Origin of the sequence: Jatrophihabitans sp. (genome assembly GCF_036000465.1) — a bacterium.
Taxonomy (GTDB): Bacteria; Actinomycetota; Actinomycetes; order Mycobacteriales; family Jatrophihabitantaceae; genus Jatrophihabitans.
Genome location: NZ_DASYFV010000038.1, coordinates 1 through 26,348 on the forward strand (window position 1 = coordinate 1; position 26,348 = coordinate 26,348).

Here is a 26,348-nt window from a genome sequence, read left to right on the forward strand (position 1 = left end):
TCGCGGTGAAGCCGGTGAAGCTGAGCTCGACGATCGAGGTCACCGAGTGGGAGCAGGACTCGGTCATCGCGTTCGACTCGATCAAGGGCTTCACGAACCGGTCGACGTGGCGCTTCAGCGCCGCGGGCGAGGAGCACACCAGGATCTCGGTGGTGTTCAGCTACGAGCTGCCCGGCGGGCTGGCCGGGCGGGCGATGGGCCGGGCGCTCGAGCCGATCGTGGCGCTGTCCGTGCGGCACAGCGACCACAACCTGCGCAGCCACATCGAGGCGCGCCACCTCGGGTGACGCGCTATCCGGCGCTGCGCATCCGGTGCACGTACCGCAGAGTCTCCGGCTCGAGGTCGTCGCCGGCGGCCAGCAGGTCCGGCACCAGTTCGGACTCGAGGGTGAGCGCCCGGAAGACGAGGGCGATCGAGACCGGGTGGGTCGGGCGGTGCACGACCTCGATCGTGTCGCCGGCCGCGATCTCGCCCGGCGTGATCACCTTCAGGTAGGACCCGGGTTCGGAGTGGCCGATGTTCACCGAATCGATGCGGGGCATGCTCGCGACGCTACCGACCCACGGCGACGTCTTTGACCGGATCGTCGTGCGCGATGTGGGCGAGTTGCGTCCAGATCATCACGACGAAGAGCGCCGAGCCGATGAACGCGAACCAGAACGGCGCAGCGATGCCGAGGTGGTCGGCCAGCACGCCCCCGACGGCCGATCCGAGGACCAGGCCGCCGTAGACGAAGAAGCTGTTCACGCTGCCCACCCGCCCCTGCAGCCCGAGCGGGACCGCGCGCTGCCGCACGGTGATCGACGTCGTGCCCCAGATGAACGCGTGCGCACCGAACACGAAGAAGATCGGCATCGCGACGGCCGGCGACGTGGTGAGCGCGAGGCCGAGATGGGTGAAGGTCTCGATGATCAGGCCGGCCCGCATGATGTTGCCGAGGCTGACGTGGCGGATCAGCCGGCCGTAGGACAGCGTGCCGATCAGGCCGCCGGCGGCCGAGACCGTCGTGACGAGGCCGAACCCGACCGCGCCGAGGTCGAGCCGGCGGGTCGCGTACAGCACGAGCACCGACCACGCGGCGCCGAACGTGATGTTGAAGATGAAGATCGTCAGGACGAGCGTGCGCACCGCGGCGTGATGACGCACCCACCGGAAGCCCTCGGCGACGTCGTGGAGCAACTGGTTGTCGGTCGCCCGAACGTGCGCCGGCAGGACGAGGCGCGAGACCAGCAGGGCGCCGACCGCGACCAGCACCGCCTGGGTGACGAAGGGCGAGGCCATGCCGGCAGCGAAGAACGCCGCTCCGATCGGGGGGCCGGCCAGCTGGTTGACCGCGATGAAGCCGACCTGCAGGCGGCTGTTGGCGATGGCGAGGTCGTCGCGGTGCACCAGCATCGGCAGCAACGTGCTCGTGGTGTTGTCGGCGAACACCTCGGCGGTGCTGAGCAGGAACAGCGCGAGCAGCGCCAGGCCGACCGTCACCTTGCCGGTCACGATGGTGGTCGCCAGTAGCACGAGCACCACGGCCCGGGTCAGGTCGGCCGTCACGACGATGCGCCGCCGGTCGACCCGGTCGGACAGCGCCCCCGCGGCCAGGCTGAACAGCAACGGCGGCAGCCATTGCAGTGACGCACCGGTCGCGATGAGGAACGGGCTGCGGGTGAGCGACGCGACGAGCAGCGGTCCGGCCGCCAGTGCGATGCCGTCGCCGGTGTTGCTGAGCCAGGACGACGCGAGCAGCCGCCGGAACCCGGTGCCGAGACGCGGCGGGGCCACGATGTCGACGAGGGTGCTCACAAGATCTTGAGGCTATCCGAGGGATCTATCGCGTTTACAACGTCGATTACCGCCCGACCGGGCCTACCAGTGCTGACCGACATGCTCCACGATGACGAGGGGTGGGGGCGGTTCGATCCGGAGGACCGGCGTCAGGCGAGGGGCGGGATCACGTGGGGCCGGGACCACGGCCGGGGTGGCGTGCGAACTCGATGCGGCGCCGACCGAGACGATGACCGCGAACCCCGCGATCCCGAAGGCCCTGCGGCCCGACCAGCTCCGGCCGGACTCGTCCGCACCCCCGTCGATCGTCGCGCCGATCATGTCGACAGCGTCGGAGGCGGGGCGCGCCGGTGACAGGTACCAACGTCACGCAGATCATGTCCAACGACCCGTAGATTTTTCTGCGCGCCCGGCAGGACTCGAACCTGCAACGTCTTGATCGCGTAGTCATATCCGGCCGATCTTGACGGCATCCGCGATTCCTCGCCGAGGACGCTCGAGGCCCCGTATTCATTGGGCTGGATGGGTTGGCTGGTGACAGCTCGTGCCGGACTTCTTGCGGACTAACGGAGATCAACAAACCTCACGGTATGTTCGCGTAACGACGCTCGACATCCTCCCGGCGTCTAGTCATACTTATGACTATGTCCGAGTTCGCCTCTGTTGCCGACGCCAAGGCGCACCTGTCGGAACTGGTGGCGCGGGTTGGCTCGCAACATGATCGCGTCACCGTGACCGTCCATGGCCGGCCAACGGCGGTCCTTCTCGCCGTCGATGATCTCGAGGCACTCGAGGAGACCATCGCGGTGCTGTCCGACGCCGCCGCCCTGCGCGCGCTGAGCGAGGCCGACGCGGAACTCGCTCGCGGAGAAGGGGAGAGCGGGGACTCGCTGGCGGCCGCGATGCGCGCGCGCCGAACCTCTGCGTGAGCGCGGCCGAGCAACGATACGAACTGGTCATCGCCCCAACCGCAGGCAGGCGACTGACCGAACAACTACCCGAGGCGGTGGCCTTCGCCGCCTACGAATTCATAACCGGTCCACTGCTCGACAACCCGCACCGAGTCGGCAAGCAGCTCCGACCCCCCCTGAGTGACCGCCACAGTGCCCGACGCGGCACCTACCGCGTGATCTACCGGATCGACGACACCCGGCACACGGTCACCGTCGTCGGCGTCTTCCCGCGTTCGGACGCGTACCGGGCCACTTGACGGGCTCAGCTCCCGCACGAGATCGATGCGATCATGCCGATGAGAAGTGGCAGGGCCGAACATGATCAAGAGCGTGAAGGGCTGCTGCCGCGACCACAAGTTGCCCTTGACGGCTGTCCGCCCGCCCGGTCGATGTCGACCCTGAAGCGTCCGCGGCACGACACACCGACGGACCTGCGGCAGCGGGTTCAGCGTCAGCGGGCAATGGCCCTCGGCGATCGCTCACGCCGCAGTTGAAGTCGTCGTTGCTTACGGGTTGACGTTGAGTTTCTCGGTCGGTTGTCCGGTGATCTCGCCGATGAGGTCGAAGTCTCTGTCCAGGTGCAGGACGACCAGGCCGGCGAGCTCGGCGGTCGCGGCGACGATGAGGCCCGGGACCGACGGGGCGCGATGTCGTCCGGCGTCGGCCAGCAGGGTCTGAACCTCGATGGCGCAGTGCGCGATCGCCGGCGTCTGGTCCTCGAGCGGCATGGATGCCAAGGGGCACGGCGCAGGGTCCGGCCCGGAGCGGGCGGAGTAGCCCATCTCGAGTCGGGTGACCACCGCGATGCGGACGAGCGCGCGGTCGACGCGGTCAGCCCAGGTCTCGGCGTCGGGACTGCCGTCGAGCCGGGCGAGGGCGGAGGTGTCGATGAGCCAGCCGGTCACTCCCACGCGGCCTACATCACCTCGTCGTCGGCGAGGTCGGCGAAGGTGGCGGCGCAGGTGTTGAGGTCGGCGACGGTGACCGGCGCGGATGCGGTCGCGACTTCCTGGGCGAGGCGGCGCGGCAGGTACTCCGAGCGCGAGAGCCCGAGGCGCGTGGCCCGGGCGTCGACTGCCGCGATCACGTCGTCGGGGACGTCGCGGACAAGCCGATGCGATGGACTCGGCGCGGGCTGCTACGGACTTTTTGCGGACCAAGGCCGACGTTGTCTATCCGATGAGTGGGGAATCCGGCACTGGAGGCCAGTGACTCCGGGGGATGAATTGCGCGCCCGGCAGGACTCGAACCTGCAACCTCTTGATCCGTAGTCAAGTGCTCTATCCGTTGAGCTACGGGCGCTTTTTCGTACCGACGGGCCAGTCTAGCTGTTGACCCACGACGACCCGAACGGGCCATCGGCGGAGGCTCCGGGATTCGAACCCGGGATGGGCTTTAGACCCAAACCGCATTAGCAGTGCGGCGCCATAGACCAGACTAGGCGAAGCCTCCAAGCGGCCGCGAAACGTGCAGAGCCACCGGGCGGAGAGCCTACAAGGTCCGCCGGGCGCACTCCACAACGCACCCGGTCAGACCCGTCCGAGCAGGCGCTTGAGCCGGTTTGGCCGGACCAGGAACGCTTCGGCCTCCATGGCCGCGATCGCGATGCGCGGGATGTCGCGCGAGCTCGGGAAGGAGATGAAGCGCGGCTCCCAGTAGGGACGGAACTTCACGTTGAAGCGGTAGAGCGACTCGATCTGCCACCACCGCGACGCGAACACGAGCAGCCAGCGCCAGGCCCGCAGGATCGGGCCGGCGCCGATCTTCTCGCCGCGCTCGATGGCGTCGCGGAAGACGGCGAAGTTGAGCGAGACGCGGCGCACGCCGATCTCGCCGCAGCGCTGCAACAGCGTCGCGATCATGAACTCGTTGAGCCCGTTGTCGGCGCCGCGGTCGCGACGCATGAGGTCGAGCGAGAGCCCGTCCGAACCCCACGGCACGAAGTGCAGCAGCCCGGCGAGCGCGCCGTCGCGGTAGGCGGTAGCCACGACGCAACGGTCGTCGGACGGATCCCCCAGCCGCGACAGCGCCATCGAGAACCCGCGCTCGACGGTGTCGCCCCGCCACGCCTCGGCGGCGTCGCGGAGCGCCTCGACCTCGTCCTGGCCGAGGTCGGCGACCCGACTGACCCGGACCTCGTAGCCGGCCCGCGCGACCCGGGTGCAGGCCTGCCGGACACCGCGCATCGGGCGTCCGTCGAGGGTGAAGTCGGCGACGTCGACGATGGCCTCGTCGCCGAGCTCGATCGCCGAGAGGTCGCACTCGCGCTTGAACACGGTGGCGCCCAGCTCGCTGCAGCCCATGACCGCGGGCGTCCAGGCGTTGGCCTCGACGAGCTCGCGGTAGGCCGCGATGGCACCGGGCCATGCTTCGGGGTCACCGATCGGGTCGCCACTGACGAGCGCGACGCCGAGCACGACGCGATAGGTGATGGCCGCCTTGCCCGACGCCGACCAGACCACGGACTTGTCGCGCCGCAGCGCGAAGTAGCCGAGGGAATCGCGCTGCCCCTGCTTGACCAGCAGGGCCCGCAGCCGCTCCTCGTCCTCGTCGGAGAGCCGGGCGATCGGCTCGGCCGGGCGCAGGGCGAGCAGCGCGACGACGACGACGGTGGTGAGCGCGAGCCCGAACAACGTGATGTGGATGATGTCGTTGAACCGGTCGCTGCGCAGATTGACCGGGCCGTCGGCCCCGACGAAGGCGTACAGGACCTCTTTCAGGCGACCGGTGAAACCGGGGCGGCCGATGATCTGGTGCGGGTAGAAGTACAGCAGGGCGAGGCCGTAGAGCGTCGAGACGACGAAGGCCTGGAGGAAGACGCGCAGCGCGAACCAGCGGTTGCGCGGGTCGGATGCGGCGGTGAACCGCGAGCGGGCCGAGATGAGCAGGACGAGCAGCACGAGGCCGACGATCGCCTCGCCGTAGCGCCGCTCGTCGCGGAAGACATGGGCGAGGACGAGGGCGGCGCTGACGATCACGGCCGCGCGCCAGGCCCGCCGCTTGCGTTTGCGCAGGGCGGTGGCCAGGCGCATGAGCAGCAGCCCGGAGACGAAGACGATGGCCGTGGCGGCCGAGCTCGCCGGCACCGGGATGACCTGGGTGACCGCGTGCACGCGGAACCGTTCCCCCACGAACAGCGCGTCGACGATGGTGAGGACGCCGAGCAGCAGGGCGATGCCGGCGATGAGCCCGGGCGCCCTCCGCAGATAGCCGTCCCACAGTCTGGTCTGGCGGGGCGGATCCGTCACGCCCCCATCGTGCCGCACCCCCTGCCGCGGGACGCGGCCGCCGGGTTCGGACCTCTCAGCGGGCCTCTCAGCGGGCCTCTCAGCGGGCCTCGATGAGGGGGATGAACACCTGCTCGATGATGGCGGTGATGTCGGCCTCGCCGAGTGGCTCCCGCTGCAGGATCACCCGGTGGGTGAGGACGGCCGGGATGACGTCGGCGACGAGCGCGGTGACGGCGTCGGGCCGCACCTCGCCGCGCTCGACCCCGCGCTGCAGCAGCCCTAGCAGGGCTGCGCGCCGCGGCGCCTGGAACCGGTCGTCGATGAGCTGGGCCAGCTCGGGATCGGCCGCGGCCTCGCACTTGATGGCCCGCACGGCGTCGCCGGCGGGGCTGGTGATGACGCGCGCGATGGTCCGCGCCACGGTACGCAGGGCGTCGGCCGTGGTGACCGAGTCGTCGGGCTCGAAGGGCATGCCGCACTGGGCCGGCGTGGGCAGCCCGGTGCACAGGGCGTCGGTCACGAGATCCTGCTTCGTGGGCCACCGTCGGTAGATGCTCGCCTTGCCGGTGCGGGCCCGGGCCGCCACGCCCTCGACGCTGAACGCGGTGTAGCCGACCTCGGTCAGCTCGGCGTAGGCGGCCTCGCGAATGGCGTCCTCGAGCGCGGCACCCCGCTTGCGCTGGGGGGTGTTCGCCTCGGTGACCGGCGCCGTTCTCGTGGCGGTCATGCGTTGTCAGACCCCTCTTCCATGCTGTGCCCGTGCTCGCTCGTCGCGAAATTCGGTTGTCCGTGGCGAGTTCATAGTGCACGGTTGCGTTCTCTAAAGGCCAGTCCTAGTCTAGCTCGATAGTGAACGCGACCGTCCACTAAATCCGAGGTCGCCGTCGCACCGCCCTGAACGGAGAAGTACCCGTGACCGACACCAGATCCACCGCCGGCGTCACTGTCGGCTCGCGCGGCGCCCCGGCCGGGGGCGCGCGCCGTCACGCCCACCCCGGCCTCGTCCTGATGGTCATCGCCGGCGCGCAGATGATGGTCGTGCTCGACGGCACGATCGTGAACATCGCCCTGCCGTCGATGGGCCGCTACTTCGACAAGAGCCAGACCGACATGACGTGGGCGCTCAACGCCTACACGCTCGCGTTCGGCGGCCTGCTGCTGCTCGGCGGCCGCATGGGCGACATCCTCGGCCGGCGTCGCATGTTCATCGTCGGCCTCGGCCTGTTCAGCCTCGGCAGCTTCCTGGCGGGCGTCGCGGTGAACTTCCCGCTGCTCCTCGCCGGGCGCGCCATCCAGGGCGTGGGCGGGGCGATCGCCTCACCCACGGCACTCTCGCTGATCACCACCGAGTTCGAGGAAGGCGAGGCCCGCACGAAGGCCATCGGCGTCTACGCCGCGGTCTCCGGCGCGGGCGCCGCCCTCGGCCTGCTCCTCGGCGGCGTGCTCACCAACTACTTCAGCTGGCGCTGGGTGCTGTTCGTCAACGTCCCGATCGGAATCGCGCTGATGGTCGGGGCGTACACCTACCTGCACCAATCAGAGCGGCTCAAGGGGCGCTTCGACGTCGTCGGCGCGCTGCTGTCGGTGGCCGGAATGGTCGCCACCGTCTACGGCTTCATCCACGTCGCGCACAGCGGGTGGAACAACGCCGAGACCTACACCGTGTTCGCCGCGGCGGTCGTGCTCCTGGCGTCCTTCGTGATCTACGAGGCCAAGATCGTCGCCGAGCCGATGATGCCGATGCGCATCTTCGAGAACCGCACCCGCAGCGGCTCCTACCTCGTGATGTTCGTGGTCGGCGCAGGCATGTTCGGGATGTTCTACTTCATCACCTTCTTCGTGCAGGGCGTGCTCGACTTCAGCGCCCTGCGGACCGGCTTCTCGTTCCTGCCGGTGGCCCTGACGATCGGCGTGGTGTCGCAGGTCGTCGCCCGCCTGCTGGGCCGGGCCGGGCCGCGCCCCCTGCTGATCCTCGGCACGGTGCTCATCACCTGCGCGCTGCTCTGGTTCTCGCGGGTCAGCGCGTCGTCGGGCTACGCCGGCACACTGCTGCCCGGCATGCTGGTGCTCGCCACGGCGATGGGCTGCCTGTTCGTCCCGCTCACCGTCACCGCGGTGTCCAAGGTGCGCAACACCGACGCCGGCCTGGCCTCGGCCCTGCTCAACGTCGGCCAGCAGGTCGGCGGTGCGCTCGGCCTGTCGGTCATGACCACCGTGTTCGGCACCGCCGGGCGCAACTACGCGAACACCCACAAGCCCGATCTGCTGAAGGCGGTGGGGCAGTCGACCGGGGGCGATCAAGCCCTGGCCGGGAAGATCGGGCAGCGCCTCGCGCAGGCCGGCAACAACGGCATCCAGCCGGCCGACATCAAGAAGTTCGTCGCCGGGCTGCCGGCCGATCAGCAGTCGAAGGCCACCAGGTTCTTCACCGGCCCGTACCAGGACTTCACCCACGGCCTGCTCGCGCACGCATCCGGTCAGGGGTTCCTGACCGGAGCCGGGTTCGGCGTGGTGGCGATCATCGCCGCGATCACGCTGATCCAGGTGAAGAAGAACGACCTGCCGTCAGGACCGATGGCCGCGGCCGCTGCGTAGGCAGGGGCTCGCCGTCAGCACTCGATGACGTTGACGGCGAGCCCGCCGCGGGCGGTCTCCTTGTACTTGATCTTCATGTCGGCCCCGGTCTCGCGCATCGTCTTGATGACCTTGTCCAGGCTGACGATGTGCCGCCCGTCGCCCCGCAGCGCGATGCGGGCGGCGTTGATCGCCTTCACCGCGGCCATGGCGTTGCGTTCGATGCAGGGCACCTGGACGAGCCCGCCGACCGGGTCGCAGGTGAGCCCGAGGTTGTGCTCCATACCGATCTCGGCCGCGTTCTCGACCTGCTCCGGGGTGCCGCCCAGGACCTCGCAGAGCGCCGCCGCGGCCATCGAGCAGGCCGAACCGACCTCGCCCTGGCAGCCGACCTCCGCGCCGGAGATCGAGGCGTTCTCCTTGTAGAGCACGCCGATCGCGGCCGCGCAGAGCAGGAAGCGGACGATCCCCTCGTCGCCCGCGCCGGGCACGAAGCGCACGTAGTAGTGCAGCACGGCCGGCAGCACCCCGGCGGCGCCGTTGGTCGGGGCGGTGACCACCCGGCCGCCCCCCGCGTTCTCCTCGTTGACCGCGAGAGCGAAGAGATCGACCCAGTCCATGACCCGCAGCGGATCGGTCGCGAACGTCTCGCCGCACAGGCGGCGGTAGAGCTCGGGGGCGCGCCGCGGCACCTTCAGGCCGCCCGGCAGGGTGCCCTCGTTCGTCCACCCGTTCTGGACGCACTGCTGCATCACCGACCAGATCTCGAGCAGGCGGGCCCGGATCTCGGCCTCGGATCGCCACGCCTGCTCGTTGGCGAGCATCACGCCGCTGATCGGCAGGCCGGTCTCGGCGCAGCGGACGAGCAGCTCGTCGCCGGAGCGGAACGGGTGCGGCAGCGGGGTTGCGTCCGGGGTGATGCGGTCGGCCCCGGCCGCCGCCTCGTCGACCACGAAGCCGCCGCCGACGGAGTAGAAGGTTCGCTCGCGCAGCAGCGCGTCCCGCGCGTCGAAGGCGAAGAAGCGCATGCCGTTCGGGTGGTAGGGCAGGCTCTGCCGCCGGTGCAGCACCAGGTCGTCGTCGACGAGGCGGGCCGCGTGCTTGCCCAGCAGTTCGATGCGACCGCTCTCGCGCACCGCCGCCGCCCGGGCCGCCACGCTCGCCGTGTCGACCGTCTCGGGCCTCTCGCCCTCGAGTCCGAGGATCACCGCGCGGTCGCTGCCGTGCCCGTGCCCGGTCGCGCCGAGCGAGCCGAACAGCTCGACCCGCACCCGGGCGACGTCGGCGATCAGCCCGTCGTCCTCGAGGCCCTGGGCGAAGGTGGCCGCGGCCCGCATCGGCCCGACCGTGTGGGAGGAGGACGGCCCGATGCCGATCGAGAAGAGGTCGAACACGCTGATGGCCACGGTGCCATCATGCGCCCGTCGGCAAGGGGTGTGATCAGGCGAGTTCGAGGGTGACCGCGATGTTGCCCCGGGTCGCCTTCGAGTAGGGGCAGAACTCGTGCGCGAGTTCCAGCAGCTCGCGGGCGGTCTCCCGGTCGACCCCCGGCAGCTGCACGGTGAGCTCGACGGCGATACCGAACCCGTCGTCCTCGGACGGTCCGAACGACACCTCGGCCGTGACGGTGGAGTCGGACGTGTCGACGCCCCGTGTCCTGGCCCGGTTGGCGAGGGCGCCCTGGAAACAGGCGGCGTAGCCGGCGGCGAACAGCGTCTCCGGGTTGGCCTTCGCGGTGTCCGACGTGCCCGGCTGGGCGGTGTCGAGGTCGATCACCCCGTCGGCGCTGGTCACGTGCCCGCTCCGGCCGCCCCTGGCGGTGGCGGCGGTGGTGTACGCGACCTTGGTCAGCGCAATGGTCATGGATGCTCCTCGGGGGATCGACGGTTCGACCGACGGGGCCAGTGGGCCACCGGCAGGGCGGTCACTAGGGTCGGTTCACTGTGAGTACCCCGCTGGTTCGCCGTTCACCCACCCATTCCGCCGAGGTGGTGGCGGTCGCCGACCTGACGCCCCGGATGCGCCGGGTGACCGTGCGGGCCGAGTCGATGCGCGGCGCGGAACTGCGTCCGGCCCAGGACGTCGAGCTGCTGCTGCGCGAACCCTCGGGGCGGCGGGTCAAGCGGCGCTACACGATCAGCGCGGCTCGCCCCGAGGTCGGCGAACTCGATCTCGACGTCCTGCTGCACGGCGAGGGACCCGGCTCGCGCTGGGGCGCCGAGGCCCGGCCGGGCGACGCGGTCGAGTTCCAGGGCCCCCGCGGCAAGCTCGAACTGCGCGGCGCGCCCTGGCACCTGCTCGTCGGCGACGAATCCGCGCTGCCGGCGATCGCCGCGATCGTGGCCGCGCTGGCGGCGGGCGAGCGGGCGATCGCGGTGATCGAGGTGACCGATGCGGCCGACGAGCGGCCGATCCCGGGCGCCGACGTGCACTGGGTGCACCGCGGATCCGACCCGGCCGGGGGGCCGGACCGGTTGACCACGGCGGTCGACGGCCTCGACCTGCCCGACGGGGATGGCCGCGGCTACCTGATGGGCGAAAGCCGGGCGATGGTCGCGCTGCGCGGCGTGCTCGAGGCGCGCGGCCTCGACCACGACGCGATCTTCGTCAAGGGTTACTGGAACATCGGCCGCCCCGACCGGCTGGCCGGCCGCGCACCACGCTGACCCGCCTACCCGGCGCACCCGGCAAGCGCGAGCGGGCGGATCCGGCCGTCGGGTGCCGCGGTGGCGGCCGCCCCGAGGTCGGCCGCCCCGAGGTCGGCCGCCACGACGCCGGGCTCGTCGTCCCAGTGCTGCGTGACGGCCCCGGTGCGCGCGTCCAGGCACCACAGCGGGCGCACCGCACCACCGGCCCGCACGAACAGCGAACGGCCGCCCGCAGCCGCGAGCAGGGTGCCCGGGGCCAGCGTGCCGGCGAGCTCGACCGGCCGACCCGCTCGCAGCGTGCGCGGGTCGAGGCGGGCCAGCACCGCCCCGGAGGTGCCGAAGCCACCGACCCAGATCGTGCCGGCGACGACGGCCACCTGGCCCCGGGTCATGGGCAGCGGGGCGGCCGGGCCGAGTCCCCGGGCCGGCGACCAGGAGCGAACGCTGAGCGGGTTGTAGTAGTCGAGATACAGCAGCCGGTGCCGGACCGGATCGGCGACGAGCGGGCCGCCGCTGCCGGCGAGCCGGGCGGCGAGATCGAGGCGCTTCCGATCGCGGCTCACCCGCAGCAGCTCGGGGCCGTAGGTCAGGTACAGCCGGCCGTCGAGCACGGCGGCGCCGTCGACCGGATAGGGCAGCGGCAGCCGGGCAACTCGACGCAGCATCCGCGGGTCGAAGCCCTCGATCAGGTGCGAGCCCGTGCTGCCGAGCGGGACGACCCACAGCACGCCGTCGGCCGGGTTGAGCACCAGCCGCAGCCGGGCGCTGTCGACCGGGCCGCCGAGCGCGGTCGAGCTGATCGCGAACCGGCCGCCGTCGCCGCCGTCCAGGTCGCTGACGGCGAGGCGGTCCTCGATGACGGTGTAGATGCGCTCGAGGTGCCGGCTCACCAGCAGCGCCTCGACACTCGAGCCGGCCACCGGCGACGGATCGATGACGAGCGGGTGCACCGGCGGCCGGATCGTCTGCGGGGTGCGGTGCGGGTGCGGCAGGTTGGCGACGATCAGCACCAGCACGGCCGCGGCGGCCAGCAGGGTCTGGCCGAACCAGCCCGGGATGCGCCGGCGCCCGCCGGCGTCCAGGTCCTCGTCCGCGTCCTCGTCCGCGTCCTCGTCCTCGACCCCGGCGCCGTCCCAGTCGAAGTCCACGGCGACGGGTTCGTCGTCGTCGGCACCGGACGAGGGGCCGCGCATCAGGCGCCTACAGGATCGGTTCCGGTTCGTAGTCGCCCGCCCCCGGCTCGGAGGCGAGAACGGTGTCGACCGCGGCCACGACGGCAGCGACCTGCTCGCGGGCCGCACCGGTGAAGGACAGCGGTTCGGCCAGCAGGCCGTCGAGCGTGGCGCCGGGCAGGCCGAGGCGCGAGTCGGCGCCGAGCCGCGCGAACAGATCGTTGCGTTCGGTGCCCTTCTCGCGCATCTCCAGCGCCACGGCGACCGCGTTGTCCTTGATCGCCTCGTGGGCCGACTCGCGCCCGACGCCGGCCCGCACCGCGGCCATGAGCACCTTCGTCGTGGCCAGGAACGGCAGGTAGCGGTCGAGCTCGCGCTCGATGACGGCCGGGAACGCGCCGAACTCGTCGAGGACGGTCAGGGTCGTCTCGAGCAAGCCGTCGAGGGCGAAGAACGCGTCGGGCAGGGCGACGCGGCGCACGACCGAGCACGACACGTCGCCCTCGTTCCACTGGTCGCCGGCGAGCTCGCCCGCCATCGAGGCGTAGCCGCGCAGGATGACCGCGAAACCGTTGATCCGCTCGGCCGAGCGGGTATTCATCTTGTGCGGCATGGCGCTGGAGCCGACCTGGCCCGGCTTGAAGCCTTCGGTGACGAGCTCGTTGCCGGCCATGAGCCGGATCGTCGTCGCCATCGACGACGGTGCCGCGGCGAGCTGGACGAGCGCGGTCAGGACGTCCCAGTCGAGCGAGCGCGGGTAGACCTGGCCGACGCTGGTGAACGCCTGCGAGAAGCCGAGGTGCGCCGCGACGGCCTGTTCGAGTTCGGCGAGCCGGGCGGCGTCGCCGCCGAGCAGGTCGAGCATGTCCTGCGACGTGCCGACCGGGCCCTTGATGCCGCGGAGCGGATAGCGCGCGATGAGGTCGTCGAGCCGGGCGAGCGCGACCAGCAGCTCGTCGGCGACGGTGGCGAAACGCTTGCCGAGCGTGGTCGCCTGGGCCGCGACGTTGTGCGAGCGGCCGGCCATCACCAGCGCGTCGTACTCAGCGGCCCGGCGAGCCAGGCGGGCGAGCACGGCGAGCGTCTTCGTCCGCACCGCGCGCAGCGACGACAGCACCTGCAGCTGCTCGACGTTCTCGGTGAGGTCACGGCTGGTCATGCCCTTGTGGATCTGCTCGTGCCCGGCGAGGGCGGCGAACTCCTCGATGCGGGCCTTCACGTCGTGCCGGGTGACCCGCTCGCGGGCGGCGATGGAGTCGAGGTCGACGGCGTCGGTGCCGCGGTCGACGACGGCCTGGTAGGCCGCGATCGCGCCGTCCGGGACATCGACGCCGAGCCCGGCCTGGGCCCGCAGCACCGCCAGCCACAGCTGCCGCTCGAGCACCACCTTGTGGGCGGGGGACCACAGCGTGGCCATCGCCGTCGAGGCGTAGCGGGCGGCGAGGACGTCGGGGATCGCGGGCTTCACGCCGCCATTGTCCCGCGTCAGTCGAGGACCAGCAGCCGCTGGTCGGAGACGAGCAGGTCCAGTGACCCGTAGATGGACGGATGCGACGCGGGCACGTCGACCGTGGCGGTCACGGTGAACCCGTTCGAGCCGGTGCTCTCGGTCGAGATCAGCCGGTTGTGGTCGATGCGGTCGGTACCGGACGTGACGTCCTCGGGTAACGCCCGGCGCACCAGGACGGTGATCCGGATCGAGCCGGCGACCGCGGAGATGCGGCGGTCCCAGATGCCGTTCGAGCCCATTCCCGTGTCGCGCAGCATGTCGTCGGTCTCGGCCAGCACGCGAGCTCCCGGGAAGTGCGCGCGCAACGCCGCCAGGACGCCAGCCGGCACCGTGTGCGTGGTCTGGCAGGCCGACTGGCCGTCCCCGGCCCGGGGGCAGGGCACCATGCCGGTGTTGGCGTCGACCGTGATGACGTCCGGCGGCACCACGAACCGGGTGATCATCCCTGACCTCGGGACGACGGTCAGCGGGCCGCTCGACCCGCCCGACCCGCTCGACGGGGACGACGGGGACGACGGGGACGACGACCGTTGCGCCACCGGATCCGCGGTGCGGCCGGCGGCGACCCCGACCCCGATCGCGACGACGGCGGCGAGCGCGACGGCGCCGGCGACAACGCGCTGGACCGGCGTCCAGGGCCGCCGCTCCCGCTGCGGGAGGTCCTCGTCGAGCCCGTCGTCGGACGAGGTGACGGTGAAGTCGACGTCGCCCATCCCGTCAGGGTAGGAGCGGAACGGCGACCTGTCCCGCGACCGCCTTGGCCGCGATGTCGGTGCGATGCTGCCCGCCCGGCAGGTCGACGGTCGCGAGCAGCGCGTAGGCGCGCTCGCGGGCCGCGGCCAGCGAGGCGCCGGTGGCGGTGATCGACAGGACCCGGCCGCCCGACGACACGACCGCGCCGTCGTCGCGGACCCGGGTGCCGGCGTGCACGACCCCGGCCTGCTCGGAGCCGGTGATGACGTCGCCCGTGCGCGGTGTTCCGGGGTAGTTCGCGGCGGCGAGCACGACGGTCACGGCCGACCCCGGCCGCCAGCGCAGCAGCGGCTGGTCGGCGAGTGTGCCGTCGGCCGCGGCCTGCAGCAGTCCGCCGAGCGGGGTCTCCAGCAGGGCGAGTACGACCTGGGTCTCGGGATCGCCGAAGCGGGCGTTGAACTCGACGACGCGCGGGCCGCGCGCGGTCAGGGCGAGACCGATGTAGAGCAGCCCGCTGAACTGGGTGCCGCGCCGCGCCATCTCGGCGACGGTCGGCCGGGCCACGGTGCGCACGACGTCGTCGGTGAGGCCGGCCGGCAGCCACGGCAAGGGCGCGTAGGCGCCCATGCCGCCGGTGTTCGGGCCGGTGTCGTCGTCGCCGATGCGCTTGAAGTCCTGGGCCGGGACGAGCGGCACGACCGCGGTTCCGTCGGTGACGCAGAACAGCGAGACCTCGGGCCCGTCGAGGTACTCCTCGACGACGACGCGCTCGCAGGCGACGGCGTGGGCCAGCGCCTCGGCCCGGTCGGAGGTGACCACGACGCCCTTGCCCGCGGCCAGGCCGTCGTCCTTCACGACGTAGGGCGGACCGAACTCGTCGAGCGCGGCGGCGGCCTCGGCCTCGGTGGTGCAGACGCGGGCGGCGGCCGGCGGCACCGCCGCGGCCGCCATCACGTCCTTCGCGAACGCCTTGCTGCCCTCGAGCTGCGCCGCGGCGCCGGACGGCCCGAAGCAGGCGATGCCGGCGGCCCGCACGGCGTCGGCGACGCCCGCGACCAGGGGCGCCTCGGGCCCGACGACGACGAGGTCGGCCGCGACGTCGCGGGCCAGTGCGGCGACCGCCGCCGGGTCGAGCGGGTCGACCCCGCGCTGCTCGGCGATGGCGACGGTGCCGGCGTTGCCGGGCGCGCAGACGAGGGCGGTGACCGACGGGTCCGCGGCGAGGGCGAGGCACAGTGCGTGCTCACGGGCGCCGGATCCGATGACGAGAACGCGCACCGGGCGAGCCTAGTGGGCGGGTCAGGAGACCCCGACGACCGTCAACCCGCTCTGCGTGGGGAGGTAGACCCGCGCCCCGGACAGCGCCGGCGTCGCGAACCGCGTCACCCCGCCGACCGTGATCTGAGCACGCGACTTCCCGGTCGCGGGGTCGAGGGCGTGCAGCACGCCGGCGTCGGTGTCCAGCGACCAGACCCGGCCGCCCCCGACGACCGGCGCGCCGGTGACCGCACCGTCGGCGTGCCACAGCACGTGCATCGTGCCCGCGCCGTCGATGCGCACGGCCCGGATGCCGTCGGTGCAGGGCACGTAGACGACGTCGGCCACCACCGACGTGCCCCCGAAGGACGTGCACAGGGCGGTCTTGCTGACCTGCCCGCCGATGCCACCGAGGTGGTCGCGGCGCAACACGTAGGCGTCGCCCGACTTGCCGGCGCTGAACACCCACCTGCCGACGATTGCCGGACCCTGTGAGCCGAGGTCGAGGTCGGCCGCGTTGTCGGTGGCCCAGGTCGTCGGCGAGAACGAGTCGGTGCGCTGCAGCGTCGTCGGCGAGAGCTCGAGCACCGAGTCGCTGTAGTCGTAGCGATCGCCCGGGCCGGACGCGCCGTTGCCGACCGCGACGAGCAGGTTGCCGTCGCTGCCGACGACCGGGCCGGGCGGGGTCCAGATGCCGGCCTCGCGGGTGGTCGGGACGGTGTAGGAGATCGGCGAGTCGCCGGTCCGGCGGTCGAGACCGATGACGCGGCCCTTGTAGTCGCCGCAGTCGCCGGCCATGCCCCCGAACGGCACGAACACCCGCGGGCCCGAGACGGTGAGCGCGCCGCGTTCCTGCATCACCCGCTGGTCGGCGCCGGGGAGGTCGAGGCCGCGGTGCCACTTCACCGCCCCGGATGTGAAGTCCAGCGACACCAGCTCGTGCGTCGGCGGGTCGCCGCTGTACTCGGGCGCCACGAAGATCGCGTCGTTGGTCGCGTTGAAGTACGGCGTGCCGGTGATGCCGAGCGGATCGATGTTGCCGCAGGGACGCTCGGCGGCCGGCGACGGCGGACCCAGGTGCCGCTTCCAGAGCAGCTGCATGGCGGCGTTGAGTGCGTAGACGGTGTTGTTCTCGGTGGCCACGATCGTCACGCCGCGCACGACGAGCGGCGAGGCGTACACCGCGCCGTCCAGCGCCAGCCGCTTCACGATCCGCATCGGCCCGCTGACCGTCGGCATCGAGGCCGCGAACCCGGTGCGCGCGACGTCGCCGTGGTAGGTCGGCCAGTCACCCGGCGCGGCCGGCGGGGCCGGCGAGGTCCTCGTCGGGGCGGACGTCGACGATGTCGTCGGCGCCGGTTCGGGCGTCGACCCGCGATCGCCGGACGCGCCGGAGCTGGTGCACGACACCAGCGCGCCGGCAGCGGCGAGTGCGGCGACCCAGCGGGCGGTGCGGCTGACCCTCATGGCGAAGATCGTGCCCGGCCAACCTGTGCGCGTCAGTACGCGAGGACGGTCAGCCCGCTCGTCGTGCCGACGAGGATGCGGTTGCCCGACAGCGCCGGCGTGGCGAAGCGGGTCACCGCCCCGACGCTGACCCCGGCCCGGCGGGAACCGGTCGCGAGGTCGAGGCCGCGCAGGATGCCGTTGGCGGTGTCGAGCGTCCAGATGATGCCGCCGCCGTACACCGGTGAGCCGTTCGCCGTGCTGTTGTGCCAGACCGGCAGCATGCGGCCGTTGGGGTAGATGTAGACCGAGCGGACCCCGTCGGTGCACGGCACGTAGACGTGGTTGCCGACGACGGCCGTGCCGCCGAAGGACTTGCAGATCGAGCGCTGCGACACCTGCCCGCCGATGCCGCCGAGTGCGCCGCGGCGCAGGGTGTACGCCGTCCCCGATTTGCCGGCGGCGAACACGTACGAGCCGACGAAGGCCGGACCCTGCGAGCCGAGATCGAGGTCGGCGTCGTTGTCGGTGCGCCACGTGGTCGGCGAGAAGTGCTGCAGCGCGGCGCCCGTGGATCCGTTGAGCTCGAGCACCGAGTCGCTGAAGTCGTAGGGCAGCCCGTTCGTCCCGGCCGCACCGTTGCCGACCGCGACGTAGAGGTTGCCGCTCGGGTCGACGGTCGGGCCGGGCGAGGTCCAGATGCCGGCCTCACGCCGGGTCGGCACGGTGTAGGTGCGCACGCCGCCGCCGGTCACCGGGACGCCGACGAGCCGTCCCTTGTACTGCCCGCAGTCGCCGGCCAGACCACCGAAGGGCACCCAGACCCGGCCGTGCGCGAGGGCCAGCGCGCCGCGCTGCTGCATGACGGCCCGGTCGACGCCGGGCAGGTCGAGGCCCTGCGACAGCCGCATCGCGCCGGTCGTGAGGTCGAGCCCGTAAACCCGGTGGGTGGGGGGCGAGGCGTGGAACTCGGCCGCGACGTAGATCTCGTGCGTGCCCGCGTAGTACGCCGGCGTGCCGGTGATGCCGAGCGGGTCGATGTTGCCGCAGGGGTGGTCCGCCGATCTCGCCGGCGCGCCCAGGTGCCGCTTCCACAGCAGCTGGTTCGACGGGCCGAACGCGTAGACGGTGTTGTTCTCGGTTGCCACGATGGTGCGGCCGCCGGCCACGATCGGCGAGGCGTAGACGGCGCCGTCCAGCGTGATGCGGGCGCTGACGTGCAGCCGGCCGTTGTATGCGGGCGAGGCCGAGGAGTAGCCGGCCCGTGACGACCCACCGTGGTACTGCGGCCAGTCCGGCACGGTCGTCGCGGCGCCCGAGGGCGCCGCGGGGGCCACGGCGGCGAGGCCGGCGGCGAGCAGGGTCAGGGACATCACGGCGTTGCGCAGGCGCATGATCGCCAGTCTGCCCCGCCCCGGCGATTACTGCCAGTAACTAGCGGTCGAGCAGGTCACGCACCGCGATCGTCTCGTCCCGGCCGGGCCCGACGCCGATGGCCGAGATCGGGGCCTTGATCATCTGTTCGAGCGCGGTGACGTAGTCGCGCGCGTTGCGGGGCAGGTCGTCGAAGGTGCGGGCCTGCGAGATGTCCTCCGTCCACCCCGGGAAGGTCTCGTAGATCGGGATCGCGCGGTCGAACAGGGCCTGGCCGGTCGGCAGCTCGTCGTAGCGCACGCCGTCGATCTCGTAGGCGACGCAGACGGGGATCTCGTCCATACCGGTGAGCACGTCGAGCTTGGTCAGGACGAAGTCGGTGACGCCGTTGATGCGGGTGGCGTAGCGGCCGACGACGGCGTCGAACCAGCCGCAGCGGCGCGGGCGGCCGGTGGTCGTGCCGAACTCGGCGCCGTTGTTGCGCAGGATCTCGCCCTTGATGTCGAGCAGCTCGGTCGGGAACGGGCCCTCGCCGACCCGGGTCGTGTACGCCTTGATCACCGCGATGACGCTGCTGATCCGCGTGGGCGGGATGCCGCTGCCGGTGCAGGCGCCGCCGGCCGTAGCGTTCGACGACGTCACGAACGGGTAGGTGCCGTGGTCGACGTCGAGCAGGGTCGCCTGGCCCGCCTCGAGGACGACGGTGCGGTCCTCGTCCAGCATCTGCTGCAGCAGCAGCGACGTGTCGGTGACCATCGGCTTGAGCCGCTCGGCGTAGGACGCGAGCTCGTCGACGACGGCGTCGATGTCGAAGGCCTTGCGGTTGTAGATCTTGACCAGCGTCTGGTTCTTCAGGGTCAGCGCGCCGGTGACCTTGGCGTGCAGCACGTCGCGGTCGAAGAGGTCCTGCACCCGGATGCCGATGCGCGACATCTTGTCGGCATAGGTCGGGCCGATGCCGCGACCGGTGGTGCCGATCTTGGACTTCCCGAGGAAGCGCTCGGTGACCTGGTCGAGGGTGCGGTTGTACGGCGCGATGACGTGCGCCGAGCCGCTGACGACCAGCTTGCTCGTGTCGACCCCGCGGGCCTCGAGCCCGTCGATCTCCTCGAAGAGCACGCCGAGGTCGATGACGACGCCGTTGCCGATGACCGGGACGCAGCCCGGCGTGAGGATGCCCGACGGCAGCAGGTGCAGCGCGTACTTCTGCTTCGCCTCACCCGAGCCGATGACGATGGTGTGGCCGGCGTTGTTGCCGCCGTTGAACTTGACGACGGCGTCGACCCGGCTACCGAGCAGGTCGGTCGCCTTGCCCTTGCCTTCGTCGCCCCATTGCGCGCCGACGAGAACGATCGCGGGCATGCCTCACCTCGATCTGACTTGAGTGCCGGCCCGGTCCTCGGGCCCCGAGAAGGGTAGACGACCGGGCCCGAAGGCTCGTTCCGCGGCAGGTGACGTAGGCCACTCCGCGGGAACATACTGGCCGCATGACGACGGCAGACCGGTCCGCGACCAAGATCCTGCTCGACGAGTCGGAGCAGCCCACCCGCTGGTACAACCTGCTGGCCGACCTGCCGACGCCCCCGCCGCCGGTGCTGCACCCGGGCACGCTGGAACCCGTCGGACCCGACGACCTGGCCCCCCTCTTCCCGATGGAGCTGATCGGGCAGGAGGTGACGACCGAGCGCTACGTCGAGATCCCGGGTTCGGTGCTCGACGTCTACCGGCTCTGGCGCCCGTCGCCGCTCTACCGGGCGCACCGGCTGGAGAAGGCGCTCGGCACCCCGGCCCGCATCTACTACAAGTACGAGGGCGTCTCGCCCGCCGGCTCGCACAAGCCGAACACCGCCGTGCCGCAGGCGTACTACAACGCGCAGGCCGGCATCCGGCGGCTGACGACCGAGACCGGCGCCGGCCAGTGGGGCACCGCGCTCGCGTTCGCGTGCGCGCAGTACGGGCTCGAGTGCGAGGTCTGGCAAGTGCGGGCCTCCTACGACCAGAAGCCGTACCGGCGCATGATGATCGAGACCTTCGGGGCGACGATCCACCCCTCGCCGTCCGAGCTCACCGCGGCCGGCCGGGCGATCCTGGCCGCCGACCCGCACTCGCCCGGCTCGCTCGGTATCGCGATCAGCGAGGCGGTCGAGGTCGCAGCCCAGAACGCCGACACCAACTACGCACTCGGCTCGGTCCTCAACCACGTCCTGCTGCACCAGACGGTCATCGGCGAGGAGGCGCTGCTGCAGCTGGCCAAGGTGGGCGAGACCCCCGACCTCATCGTCGGCTGCACCGGCGGCGGTTCGAACTTCGGCGGCCTGGTCTTCCCGTTCCTGCGCGAGAAGCTGGCCGGCCGCATGGCGCCGGAGATCCGGGCTGTCGAACCGGCCGCGTGCCCGTCCCTGACCCGCGGCACCTACGCCTACGACTTCGGCGACACCGCCGGCATGACGCCACTGATGAAGATGCACACGCTCGGCCACGACTTCATCCCCGACCCGATCCACGCCGGCGGTCTGCGCTACCACGGCATGAGCCCGCTGATCAGCCACCTCTACGAGGAGAACCTGATCTCGGCGACGGCCAAGCCCCAGCGCGAGTGCTTCGCCGCCGGCGTCCAGTTCGCCCGGACGGAGGGCATCCTGCCCGCGCCGGAGCCGACGCACGCGATCGCCGCCGCGATCGAGGAAGCCCTGCGCTGCAAGGAGACGGGCGAGGAGAAGGTCATCCTGACCGCGCTGTGCGGTCACGGCCACCTCGACCTGCCGGCCTACGACGCCTACCTGTCCGGGGCGATGCAGGACCACGACCTCTCCGACGCCGCGTTCTCCGCGGCACTCGGCGCCCTGCCGGCGGTGCCCGCCGGCTGACCGCTCTACGGTGGGGCGGTGCTGCCCGCCGCGTTGCCCACGGTCACGGTCGCAGGGGAGACGCTGCGCGGTGACGAGCTCCGCGCCGCCGCCGAGGCGGTGGCCGGCCGGATCCGGGGCGCGGGACCGGTGGCCATCGAGGCGACGGCCTCGCTCGACACGGTCGTGGCGATCGTCGGGTGCCTGCTCGCGGGGGTGCCGGCGGTGCCGGTGCCGGCCGACTCCGGACCGCGGGAGCGCGCGCACATCCTGCGCGACTCCGGGGCCGTGGCGCTCGACGACGTCGACGCCTCGACCGGTGCGACCCGCGACGCGCCCGCGCTGATCATGTACACCTCGGGCACCACCGGGGCGCCCAAAGGCGCCATGCTGTCGGCCGCGGCGGTCGCCGCCGGGCTCGACGGCCTGATCGAGGCGTGGGCCTGGGCGCCCGACGACGTGCTCGTGCACGGGCTGCCGCTGTACCACGTGCACGGGCTGATCCTCGGCGTGCTCGGCGCGCTGCGAGCGGGCTCGCGCCTCGTCCACACCGGCCGGCCGACGCCCGAGGCGTACGCCGCCGCCGGGGGCTCGTTGTACTTCGGCGTGCCGACGGTCTGGGGCCGGGTGGCGGCGGACGAATCCTGCGCGCGGGCGCTGCGCGGCGCGCGGCTGCTGGTCTCCGGCAGCGCCGGGCTGCCGGCCCCGGTGTTCACCGCGCTCGAGGGGCTGGCCGGGCAGGGTCCGGTCGAGCGCTACGGCATGACCGAGACGCTGATCACCCTGGCCGCCCGCGCCGACGGGCCGCGGCGACGGGGCTGGGTCGGCGAACCGATCGAAGGCGTGCAGGCCCGGGTGCTCGACGACGCCGGCTCACCGGTCGCCGACGCGATCGGCGACCTGCAGGTGCGCGGGGCGACGCTGTTCGACGGCTACCTCGGTCTCGGCCCGGCGCTGACCGCCGACGGCTGGTTCGCCACCGGTGACGCCGCCGTGGTCGATGCCGACGGGCAGCACCGCATCGTCGGGCGGGCGAAGGACGACCTGATCAAGAGCGGCGGCTATCGCATCGGTGCCGGCGAGATCGAGGCCGTGCTGCTGGAGCACCCGTCGGTGGCCGAGGCCGCCGTCGTCGGCGTGCCCGACGACGACCTCGGCCAGCGCATCGTCGCCTTCGTCGTCGGCACGGACGTCCGCGCGCAGGTGCTCATCGACCACGTGGCCGCCGAGCTGTCGGCCCACAAGCGCCCGCGCGAGGTGCGGGTGGTCGAGGCGCTGCCCCGCAACGCGATGGGCAAGGTGCAGAAGGCGCGGCTGACGCAGGGCTGACCCGGTGGTCAGAGGCTGTCGAGGAACGCGCGGTAGTCGCGGGCCGTGCGCTTCGGGAACTCGATCATCGGCATGTGGCCGGCGTCGTCGTAGACGATCGTGCGGACGTCGGGGATCCCGGCGGCCCACACGCCGACCGCACTGACGTGGAGCAACCGGTCCTGGGCCCCCCACAGGACCAGGGTCGGCGCGGTGATCTCGCCCAGTCGCTCGTCCAGCGGGTGGCCCGGCTGGATCTCGGCGAACATCCGCTCCAGCTGGTCGCGCCGCGTGACGTAGCCGCGGGCCATCGCGTGCCGGGCGAAGCGGGGCGTGAACGGCGGGCGGGCCATCGCCATCGCGTAGAACCCGTCGAACTGGGCGGTGTCGTCGAGCAGGAACGGGTTGCGCCCCTCGTCGAGGACGCCCTCCAGGTCGCTGCGCTGCGGCGACTTCACCCCGAGCGCGTCGCACAGCCCGAGGGAGCGGGTGCGCTCGCTGTGCGCGATCGCGAACCAGGCCGCCACCGCACCGCCCATCGAGTTGCCGATGACGTGCGCCTTCTCGACACCGAGGGCATCGAGGAGCGCGGCCACCCGGTCGGCCTGCGCGGTCACCGAGTGATCGGCCACCGCGTCGAACGGGGTCTCGCCGTGACCGGCTAGATCCGGGATGACGACGTGGAAGTCGCGGACGAAGTGCGCGGCGAAGCGCACCCAGATGCCGCGGTCGGCGCTGAAACCGTGCAGCAGCACGAGCGTCGGCGCCCCGGCCGGCCCACCTTCGAAGATCGCCATCGGCAGCCCGGCGACGTCGACGGTGCGGGTCCGCAGTTTGGCCTGACGGGCCTCGAGCGCGGCCACGCCCCGGAGGGCGGCGTCGCCGATCCGCGGCGCGAACCGGGACTTCGCCACGGCGGCCGCGGCGAGCACCGGCAGGGCGGCGAGGGCCGCGGTGCGGAGTCTCATCCGGCCAGCGCGGCGGCGGCGTCGGGGTCGCTGTCGTGCAGCAGGTGGTCGCAGCGCTGCACCTCGTCGGTCTCACCGATGCCCTCGGCGGCCCTGGCCAGCAGGTGGATCGCGCGCAGGACGCCCCGATTCGGTTCGTGCGCCCACGGCACGGGGCCCTGCCCCTTCCAGCCGGCGCGGCGCAGCGCGTCGAGGCCGCGGTGGTAGCCGGTGCGGGCGTAGGCGTAGGCCTCGACCGTGCGACCGGCGGCGAGCGCGTTCTGGGCCAGCGCCGCCCAGGCGGCCGACGAGGTCGGGTGTGCGGCCGCGACCTCGGCCGGGTCGGTGCCGGCGTCGAGCAGCGCCACCGCGGGATCCTCGGGCAGGCGGGTGGGCGGGGCGAGCAGGTTGCCGAAGTGGGTCATGCGGGTGATTGTGCCCCGACGCCGGCCAGCGACTCGTAGAGGCCGAGCACGCCGCTGATGTAGAGGTCGACGCCGAAGCGGTAGTACTCCTCGTGGTCGTCGGTCTCGGTGAGCGTGTCGGCGCACTCGACGAGGGTCGGGTAGCGAGCGGCCGGCAGCGACTTGATCGCCCGCCGCTTCTCGGCCGCGACCTCCTCGCGGCACTCGGCGCCCACCCCGACCTCGGCCCCGGCCTCCTGCGTCACCAGCATCATCGCGGTCTGGATCGCCGTGCGGGCTATGTCCGCGGTCTGCCGCACGCTGAACCCCGCCGCGCGCAGCATCGCGAAGGTCGGCTCGGAGAGATCGCGGCCCGCCGGGCAGGCGAGCACCCGGGTCAGCGCCAGGTGGGCCGAGCCCGGGTGGCGGCGCAGGGCCGCGACCAGCCGGTCGGTCACCACTCGCAGCCGCTCGGACCACTCGCCCTCGACCGGCAGCTCGAGGCCGTCGAAGAAGCGGTCACCCATCGCCGCGAACAGCTCGTCCTTGTTGGCCACGTGCCAGTAGAGCGCCATCGGCGTGACCCCGAACTCCTTGGCGATGCGCCGGACGGTGATGGCGGCGATGCCCTCGGCGTCGGCGATGGCCAGCGCCCGGTCGACGATCGCGTCCCGGCTCAGATCTGAATTCTTGGGGCTCACGCTTGACAACTGTACGCCGTAGAGCGCACGCTCCTGTACAACGTAAATGTACGACGTATAGGAGTTCCGATGAACACCACCCGACGTGCCTGGGCGCTGCTGACCGTGTCCCTCGCGACGTTCATGACCTACCTCGACAACAACATCGTCAACGTCGCGATCCCGGCGATCCAGCGCGACCTGGGGCTGACGACCTCGGGCCTGGAGTGGGTGGTGAGCGGCTACATCCTGGCCTTCGCGGGCCTGCTGCTGGCCGGTGGCCGGCTGGGCGACATCTTCGGCCTGCGCCGGCTGTTCCTGCTCGGCCTGGGCGTCTTCACCCTCGCCTCGCTGGCCGCGGGGCTGTCCGGCGACGTCGACGTGCTGGTCGCGAGTCGAGTTCTGCAGGGCGTGGGCGCCGCGCTCGTCACGCCCACCACGCTCGCGATCATCTCGGCGATCTACCCCGACGCGAAGGAGCGCACCGCGGCCATCGGTATCTGGAGCGCGGTGGGCGCGCTCGCCCTGGCCGTCGGCCCGCTGCTCGGCGGGCTCATCAGCCAGCACCTCGACTGGGGCTGGATCTTCTACATCAACGGGCCGGTCGGCCTGGTCACCGGAGTTCTCGCGGTGCGCTCGATCCCGGCCGACACCGCGCGGGTGCGGCGCAGCATCGACACCCCCGGCGTCATCGCCTCGGCCGTCACCCTGCTGGCCCTGACGTTCGCGCTGATCGAGGGCCCGGACAAGGGCTGGACGGCGACCCCGATCGTCGCCGGCTTCGTGGTGGCCGCCGTGGCCGCGCTCGTCTTCGTCGCCCTGGAACAGCGCAGTGCGGAGCCGATGGTGGACGTCGCCCTGTTCCGCAACCGCATCTTCTCCGGCGGCATCGTCGCGATCGTGATGTGGGGCTTCGGGCTGTTCGGCATCTACTTCTTCACCTCGCTCTACCTGCAGGGCGTCCTGGGCTTCTCGCCGACCGAGGCCGGGGCCGCGTTCGTCCCGATGGCGCTGCTGATGGCCACCGGCGCGATCCTGGCCGAGCGGGTGGCCGCCCGGGTCGGGGCGCACCGCTCGGTCGCCGCCGCGATGTTCCTCATGGCCGCCGGCATCGCGTCGGTCAGCCTGCTCGGACGCGATGCCTCGTACCTGTCGCTCATGCCGAGCTTCGCCCTGATCGGGGTCGGCGGTGGCCTGTCGGTCCCACTCACCGCGATGATCATCGGGGCCATGCCGGTGAACCAGGCGGGCGTCGCGTCGGGCATCTTCAACGCCGCCCGCGAGGTCGCCGGGTTGCTCGGCATCACCGTCATCGGCGCGATCCTCACCGCCCGCCGCACCGCGGACCTGCACGCCGGATCGACGCCGGTCGACGCCTTCCTCGGCGGCTACCGGGCCGGGCTGCTGGTGGCCGGCGTGCTCGTCGCCGCCGGTGGCGTGGCCGCCTGGGCCGCGCTGCGCAACGCGCCCCGGCAGCCCGGGGTGCCCGAGGTGGCACCGGAGTTCGCGATCGTCGCGTAGCCCGC

The 26,348-nt window shown here is 72.1% G+C and carries 25 protein-coding genes, 2 tRNA genes and 1 pseudogene; 8 read left to right on the forward strand and 20 right to left on the reverse strand.

Features of this window, described 5'->3' with window-relative positions; all coding sequences use genetic code 11:
• Positions 1 to 287 (forward strand): annotated as a pseudogene (locus VGN18_RS12905) (SRPBCC family protein); the annotation flags it as partial.
• A gap of 4 nt (positions 288 to 291) precedes the next feature.
• Here VGN18_RS12905 and VGN18_RS12910 read toward each other — a convergent pair.
• On the reverse strand, positions 292 to 543 hold the full coding sequence (locus tag VGN18_RS12910) for a hypothetical protein (protein WP_327540104.1): 252 nt from the start codon (positions 541 to 543) through the stop codon (positions 292 to 294).
• 10 nt (positions 544 to 553) lie between these two features.
• Entirely contained in the window at positions 554 to 1,798 is a 1,245-nt protein-coding gene (locus VGN18_RS12915) for an MFS transporter (protein WP_327540105.1), read from the reverse strand.
• Between the two features lie 626 nt (positions 1,799 to 2,424).
• Between VGN18_RS12915 and VGN18_RS12920 the strand changes: the two genes are divergently transcribed.
• Both VGN18_RS12920 and VGN18_RS12925 read left to right on the forward strand, forming a co-directional pair.
• Complete coding sequence (locus VGN18_RS12920; protein WP_327540106.1) at positions 2,425 to 2,709, forward strand: type II toxin-antitoxin system Phd/YefM family antitoxin; 285 nt, start codon at positions 2,425 to 2,427, stop codon at positions 2,707 to 2,709.
• Positions 2,706 to 2,990 carry a type II toxin-antitoxin system RelE/ParE family toxin gene (locus tag VGN18_RS12925; protein WP_327540107.1) on the forward strand — a complete coding sequence of 95 codons (285 nt, stop codon included), beginning with the start codon at positions 2,706 to 2,708 and terminating at the stop codon, positions 2,988 to 2,990. The genes VGN18_RS12920 and VGN18_RS12925 overlap by 4 nt, the downstream gene beginning before the upstream one ends.
• Positions 2,991 to 3,239: 249 nt before the next feature.
• Here the strand turns inward: VGN18_RS12925 and VGN18_RS12930 are convergent, their stop codons facing one another.
• From VGN18_RS12930 to VGN18_RS12955, 6 genes are all read right to left on the reverse strand, one after another.
• Positions 3,240 to 3,644 carry a hypothetical protein gene (locus VGN18_RS12930; RefSeq protein ID WP_327540108.1) on the reverse strand — a complete coding sequence of 135 codons (405 nt, stop codon included), beginning with the start codon at positions 3,642 to 3,644 and terminating at the stop codon, positions 3,240 to 3,242.
• 5 nt (positions 3,645 to 3,649) lie between these two features.
• Positions 3,650 to 3,820: an antitoxin gene (locus VGN18_RS12935; protein ID WP_327540109.1), complete on the reverse strand. Its 171-nt coding sequence runs from the start codon at positions 3,818 to 3,820 to the stop codon at positions 3,650 to 3,652.
• A 142-nt stretch (positions 3,821 to 3,962) separates the two neighbouring features.
• Positions 3,963 to 4,035, reverse strand: a tRNA-Arg gene (locus VGN18_RS12940).
• A 60-nt stretch (positions 4,036 to 4,095) separates the two neighbouring features.
• A tRNA-Ser gene (locus VGN18_RS12945) sits at positions 4,096 to 4,185 on the reverse strand.
• A 77-nt stretch (positions 4,186 to 4,262) separates the two neighbouring features.
• Complete coding sequence (locus VGN18_RS12950) at positions 4,263 to 5,981, reverse strand: phosphatidylglycerol lysyltransferase domain-containing protein (RefSeq protein ID WP_327540110.1); 1,719 nt, start codon at positions 5,979 to 5,981, stop codon at positions 4,263 to 4,265.
• 79 nt (positions 5,982 to 6,060) lie between these two features.
• A complete protein-coding gene (locus VGN18_RS12955) occupies positions 6,061 to 6,690 on the reverse strand; it encodes a TetR/AcrR family transcriptional regulator (protein WP_327540111.1) in 630 nt (209 codons plus the stop codon).
• A gap of 185 nt (positions 6,691 to 6,875) precedes the next feature.
• Here VGN18_RS12955 and VGN18_RS12960 point away from each other — a divergent pair, with 185 nt between their 5' ends.
• Positions 6,876 to 8,558 (forward strand): MFS transporter, encoded by a 1,683-nt coding sequence (locus VGN18_RS12960; protein WP_327540112.1) that lies wholly within the window; start codon positions 6,876 to 6,878, stop codon positions 8,556 to 8,558.
• Between the two features lie 14 nt (positions 8,559 to 8,572).
• Here the strand turns inward: VGN18_RS12960 and VGN18_RS12965 are convergent, their stop codons facing one another.
• Both VGN18_RS12965 and VGN18_RS12970 read right to left on the reverse strand, forming a co-directional pair.
• Positions 8,573 to 9,943, reverse strand: coding sequence for an L-serine ammonia-lyase (locus tag VGN18_RS12965; RefSeq protein WP_327540113.1), 1,371 nt, complete (start codon positions 9,941 to 9,943; stop codon positions 8,573 to 8,575).
• A gap of 34 nt (positions 9,944 to 9,977) precedes the next feature.
• Positions 9,978 to 10,400: an organic hydroperoxide resistance protein gene (locus VGN18_RS12970; RefSeq protein ID WP_327540114.1), complete on the reverse strand. Its 423-nt coding sequence runs from the start codon at positions 10,398 to 10,400 to the stop codon at positions 9,978 to 9,980.
• Between the two features lie 80 nt (positions 10,401 to 10,480).
• Between VGN18_RS12970 and VGN18_RS12975 the strand changes: the two genes are divergently transcribed.
• Entirely contained in the window at positions 10,481 to 11,203 is a 723-nt protein-coding gene (locus VGN18_RS12975) for a siderophore-interacting protein (RefSeq protein ID WP_327540115.1), read from the forward strand.
• Between the two features lie 5 nt (positions 11,204 to 11,208).
• Here VGN18_RS12975 and VGN18_RS12980 read toward each other — a convergent pair whose 3' ends face one another.
• The 7 genes from VGN18_RS12980 to VGN18_RS13010 are packed head-to-tail and all read right to left on the reverse strand — an operon-like array spanning position 11,209 to position 19,999.
• Positions 11,209 to 12,378 carry a hypothetical protein gene (locus tag VGN18_RS12980; protein WP_327540116.1) on the reverse strand — a complete coding sequence of 390 codons (1,170 nt, stop codon included), beginning with the start codon at positions 12,376 to 12,378 and terminating at the stop codon, positions 11,209 to 11,211.
• A 7-nt stretch (positions 12,379 to 12,385) separates the two neighbouring features.
• On the reverse strand, positions 12,386 to 13,825 hold the full coding sequence (purB, locus tag VGN18_RS12985) for an adenylosuccinate lyase (RefSeq protein ID WP_327540117.1): 1,440 nt from the start codon (positions 13,823 to 13,825) through the stop codon (positions 12,386 to 12,388).
• 17 nt (positions 13,826 to 13,842) lie between these two features.
• On the reverse strand, positions 13,843 to 14,580 hold the full coding sequence (locus VGN18_RS12990) for a hypothetical protein (RefSeq protein WP_327540118.1): 738 nt from the start codon (positions 14,578 to 14,580) through the stop codon (positions 13,843 to 13,845).
• A gap of 4 nt (positions 14,581 to 14,584) precedes the next feature.
• Entirely contained in the window at positions 14,585 to 15,838 is a 1,254-nt protein-coding gene (purD, locus tag VGN18_RS12995) for a phosphoribosylamine--glycine ligase (protein WP_327540119.1), read from the reverse strand.
• A 21-nt stretch (positions 15,839 to 15,859) separates the two neighbouring features.
• Positions 15,860 to 17,284 carry a PQQ-binding-like beta-propeller repeat protein gene (locus VGN18_RS13000; RefSeq protein ID WP_327540120.1) on the reverse strand — a complete coding sequence of 475 codons (1,425 nt, stop codon included), beginning with the start codon at positions 17,282 to 17,284 and terminating at the stop codon, positions 15,860 to 15,862.
• 32 nt (positions 17,285 to 17,316) lie between these two features.
• The gene (locus tag VGN18_RS13005; protein WP_327540121.1) at positions 17,317 to 18,657 is read right to left on the reverse strand and encodes a PQQ-binding-like beta-propeller repeat protein; all 1,341 of its coding nucleotides are present in this window, start codon (positions 18,655 to 18,657) and stop codon (positions 17,317 to 17,319) included.
• A gap of 40 nt (positions 18,658 to 18,697) precedes the next feature.
• Positions 18,698 to 19,999, reverse strand: a complete 1,302-nt coding sequence (locus VGN18_RS13010; protein WP_327540122.1) for an adenylosuccinate synthase — start codon at positions 19,997 to 19,999, stop codon at positions 18,698 to 18,700.
• 125 nt (positions 20,000 to 20,124) lie between these two features.
• Here VGN18_RS13010 and VGN18_RS13015 point away from each other — a divergent pair, with 125 nt between their 5' ends.
• Both VGN18_RS13015 and VGN18_RS13020 read left to right on the forward strand, forming a co-directional pair.
• Positions 20,125 to 21,504 (forward strand): TrpB-like pyridoxal phosphate-dependent enzyme, encoded by a 1,380-nt coding sequence (locus tag VGN18_RS13015; protein WP_327540123.1) that lies wholly within the window; start codon positions 20,125 to 20,127, stop codon positions 21,502 to 21,504.
• Positions 21,505 to 21,522: 18 nt separating this feature from the next.
• Positions 21,523 to 22,812, forward strand: coding sequence for an AMP-binding protein (locus VGN18_RS13020; RefSeq protein ID WP_327540124.1), 1,290 nt, complete (start codon positions 21,523 to 21,525; stop codon positions 22,810 to 22,812).
• Positions 22,813 to 22,820: 8 nt separating this feature from the next.
• Here the strand turns inward: VGN18_RS13020 and VGN18_RS13025 are convergent, their stop codons facing one another.
• From VGN18_RS13025 to VGN18_RS13035, 3 genes are read right to left on the reverse strand one after another with little or no spacing between them, the layout of a single operon-like run.
• Complete coding sequence (locus tag VGN18_RS13025; RefSeq protein ID WP_327540125.1) at positions 22,821 to 23,759, reverse strand: alpha/beta fold hydrolase; 939 nt, start codon at positions 23,757 to 23,759, stop codon at positions 22,821 to 22,823.
• Positions 23,756 to 24,163, reverse strand: a complete 408-nt coding sequence (locus tag VGN18_RS13030; RefSeq protein WP_327540126.1) for a DUF3151 domain-containing protein — start codon at positions 24,161 to 24,163, stop codon at positions 23,756 to 23,758. Before VGN18_RS13030 ends, VGN18_RS13025 begins: the two co-directional genes overlap by 4 nt.
• Positions 24,160 to 24,843: a TetR/AcrR family transcriptional regulator C-terminal domain-containing protein gene (locus VGN18_RS13035; protein WP_327540127.1), complete on the reverse strand. Its 684-nt coding sequence runs from the start codon at positions 24,841 to 24,843 to the stop codon at positions 24,160 to 24,162. Before VGN18_RS13035 ends, VGN18_RS13030 begins: the two co-directional genes overlap by 4 nt.
• A 69-nt stretch (positions 24,844 to 24,912) precedes the next feature.
• Between VGN18_RS13035 and VGN18_RS13040 the strand changes: the two genes are divergently transcribed.
• Positions 24,913 to 26,343 carry an MFS transporter gene (locus tag VGN18_RS13040; RefSeq protein WP_327540128.1) on the forward strand — a complete coding sequence of 477 codons (1,431 nt, stop codon included), beginning with the start codon at positions 24,913 to 24,915 and terminating at the stop codon, positions 26,341 to 26,343.
• The last annotated feature ends 5 nt before the right edge of the window (positions 26,344 to 26,348 follow it).

Excerpts from the sequence above, each read along its gene's own strand:
- VGN18_RS13040 (WP_327540128.1), top strand. The coding sequence starts at position 24,913 with ATGAACACCACCCGACGTGCCTGGGCGCTGCTGACCGTGTCCCTCGCG.
- VGN18_RS12910 (WP_327540104.1), bottom strand. The coding sequence starts at position 543 with ATGCCCCGCATCGATTCGGTGAACATCGGCCACTCCGAACCCGGGTCC.
- VGN18_RS13000 (WP_327540120.1), bottom strand. The coding sequence starts at position 17,284 with ATGAGGGTCAGCCGCACCGCCCGCTGGGTCGCCGCACTCGCCGCTGCC.
- VGN18_RS13005 (WP_327540121.1), bottom strand. The coding sequence starts at position 18,657 with ATGCGCCTGCGCAACGCCGTGATGTCCCTGACCCTGCTCGCCGCCGGC.
- VGN18_RS12970 (WP_327540114.1), bottom strand. The coding sequence starts at position 10,400 with ATGACCATTGCGCTGACCAAGGTCGCGTACACCACCGCCGCCACCGCC.
- VGN18_RS13025 (WP_327540125.1), bottom strand. The coding sequence starts at position 23,759 with ATGAGACTCCGCACCGCGGCCCTCGCCGCCCTGCCGGTGCTCGCCGCG.
- VGN18_RS13015 (WP_327540123.1), top strand. The coding sequence starts at position 20,125 with ATGACGACGGCAGACCGGTCCGCGACCAAGATCCTGCTCGACGAGTCG.
- VGN18_RS12990 (WP_327540118.1), bottom strand. The coding sequence starts at position 14,580 with ATGGGCGACGTCGACTTCACCGTCACCTCGTCCGACGACGGGCTCGAC.
- VGN18_RS12920 (WP_327540106.1), top strand. The coding sequence starts at position 2,425 with ATGTCCGAGTTCGCCTCTGTTGCCGACGCCAAGGCGCACCTGTCGGAA.
- VGN18_RS13030 (WP_327540126.1), bottom strand. The coding sequence starts at position 24,163 with ATGACCCACTTCGGCAACCTGCTCGCCCCGCCCACCCGCCTGCCCGAG.
- VGN18_RS12980 (WP_327540116.1), bottom strand. The coding sequence starts at position 12,378 with ATGCGCGGCCCCTCGTCCGGTGCCGACGACGACGAACCCGTCGCCGTG.
- VGN18_RS12955 (WP_327540111.1), bottom strand. The coding sequence starts at position 6,690 with ATGACCGCCACGAGAACGGCGCCGGTCACCGAGGCGAACACCCCCCAG.
- VGN18_RS13010 (WP_327540122.1), bottom strand. The coding sequence starts at position 19,999 with ATGCCCGCGATCGTTCTCGTCGGCGCGCAATGGGGCGACGAAGGCAAG.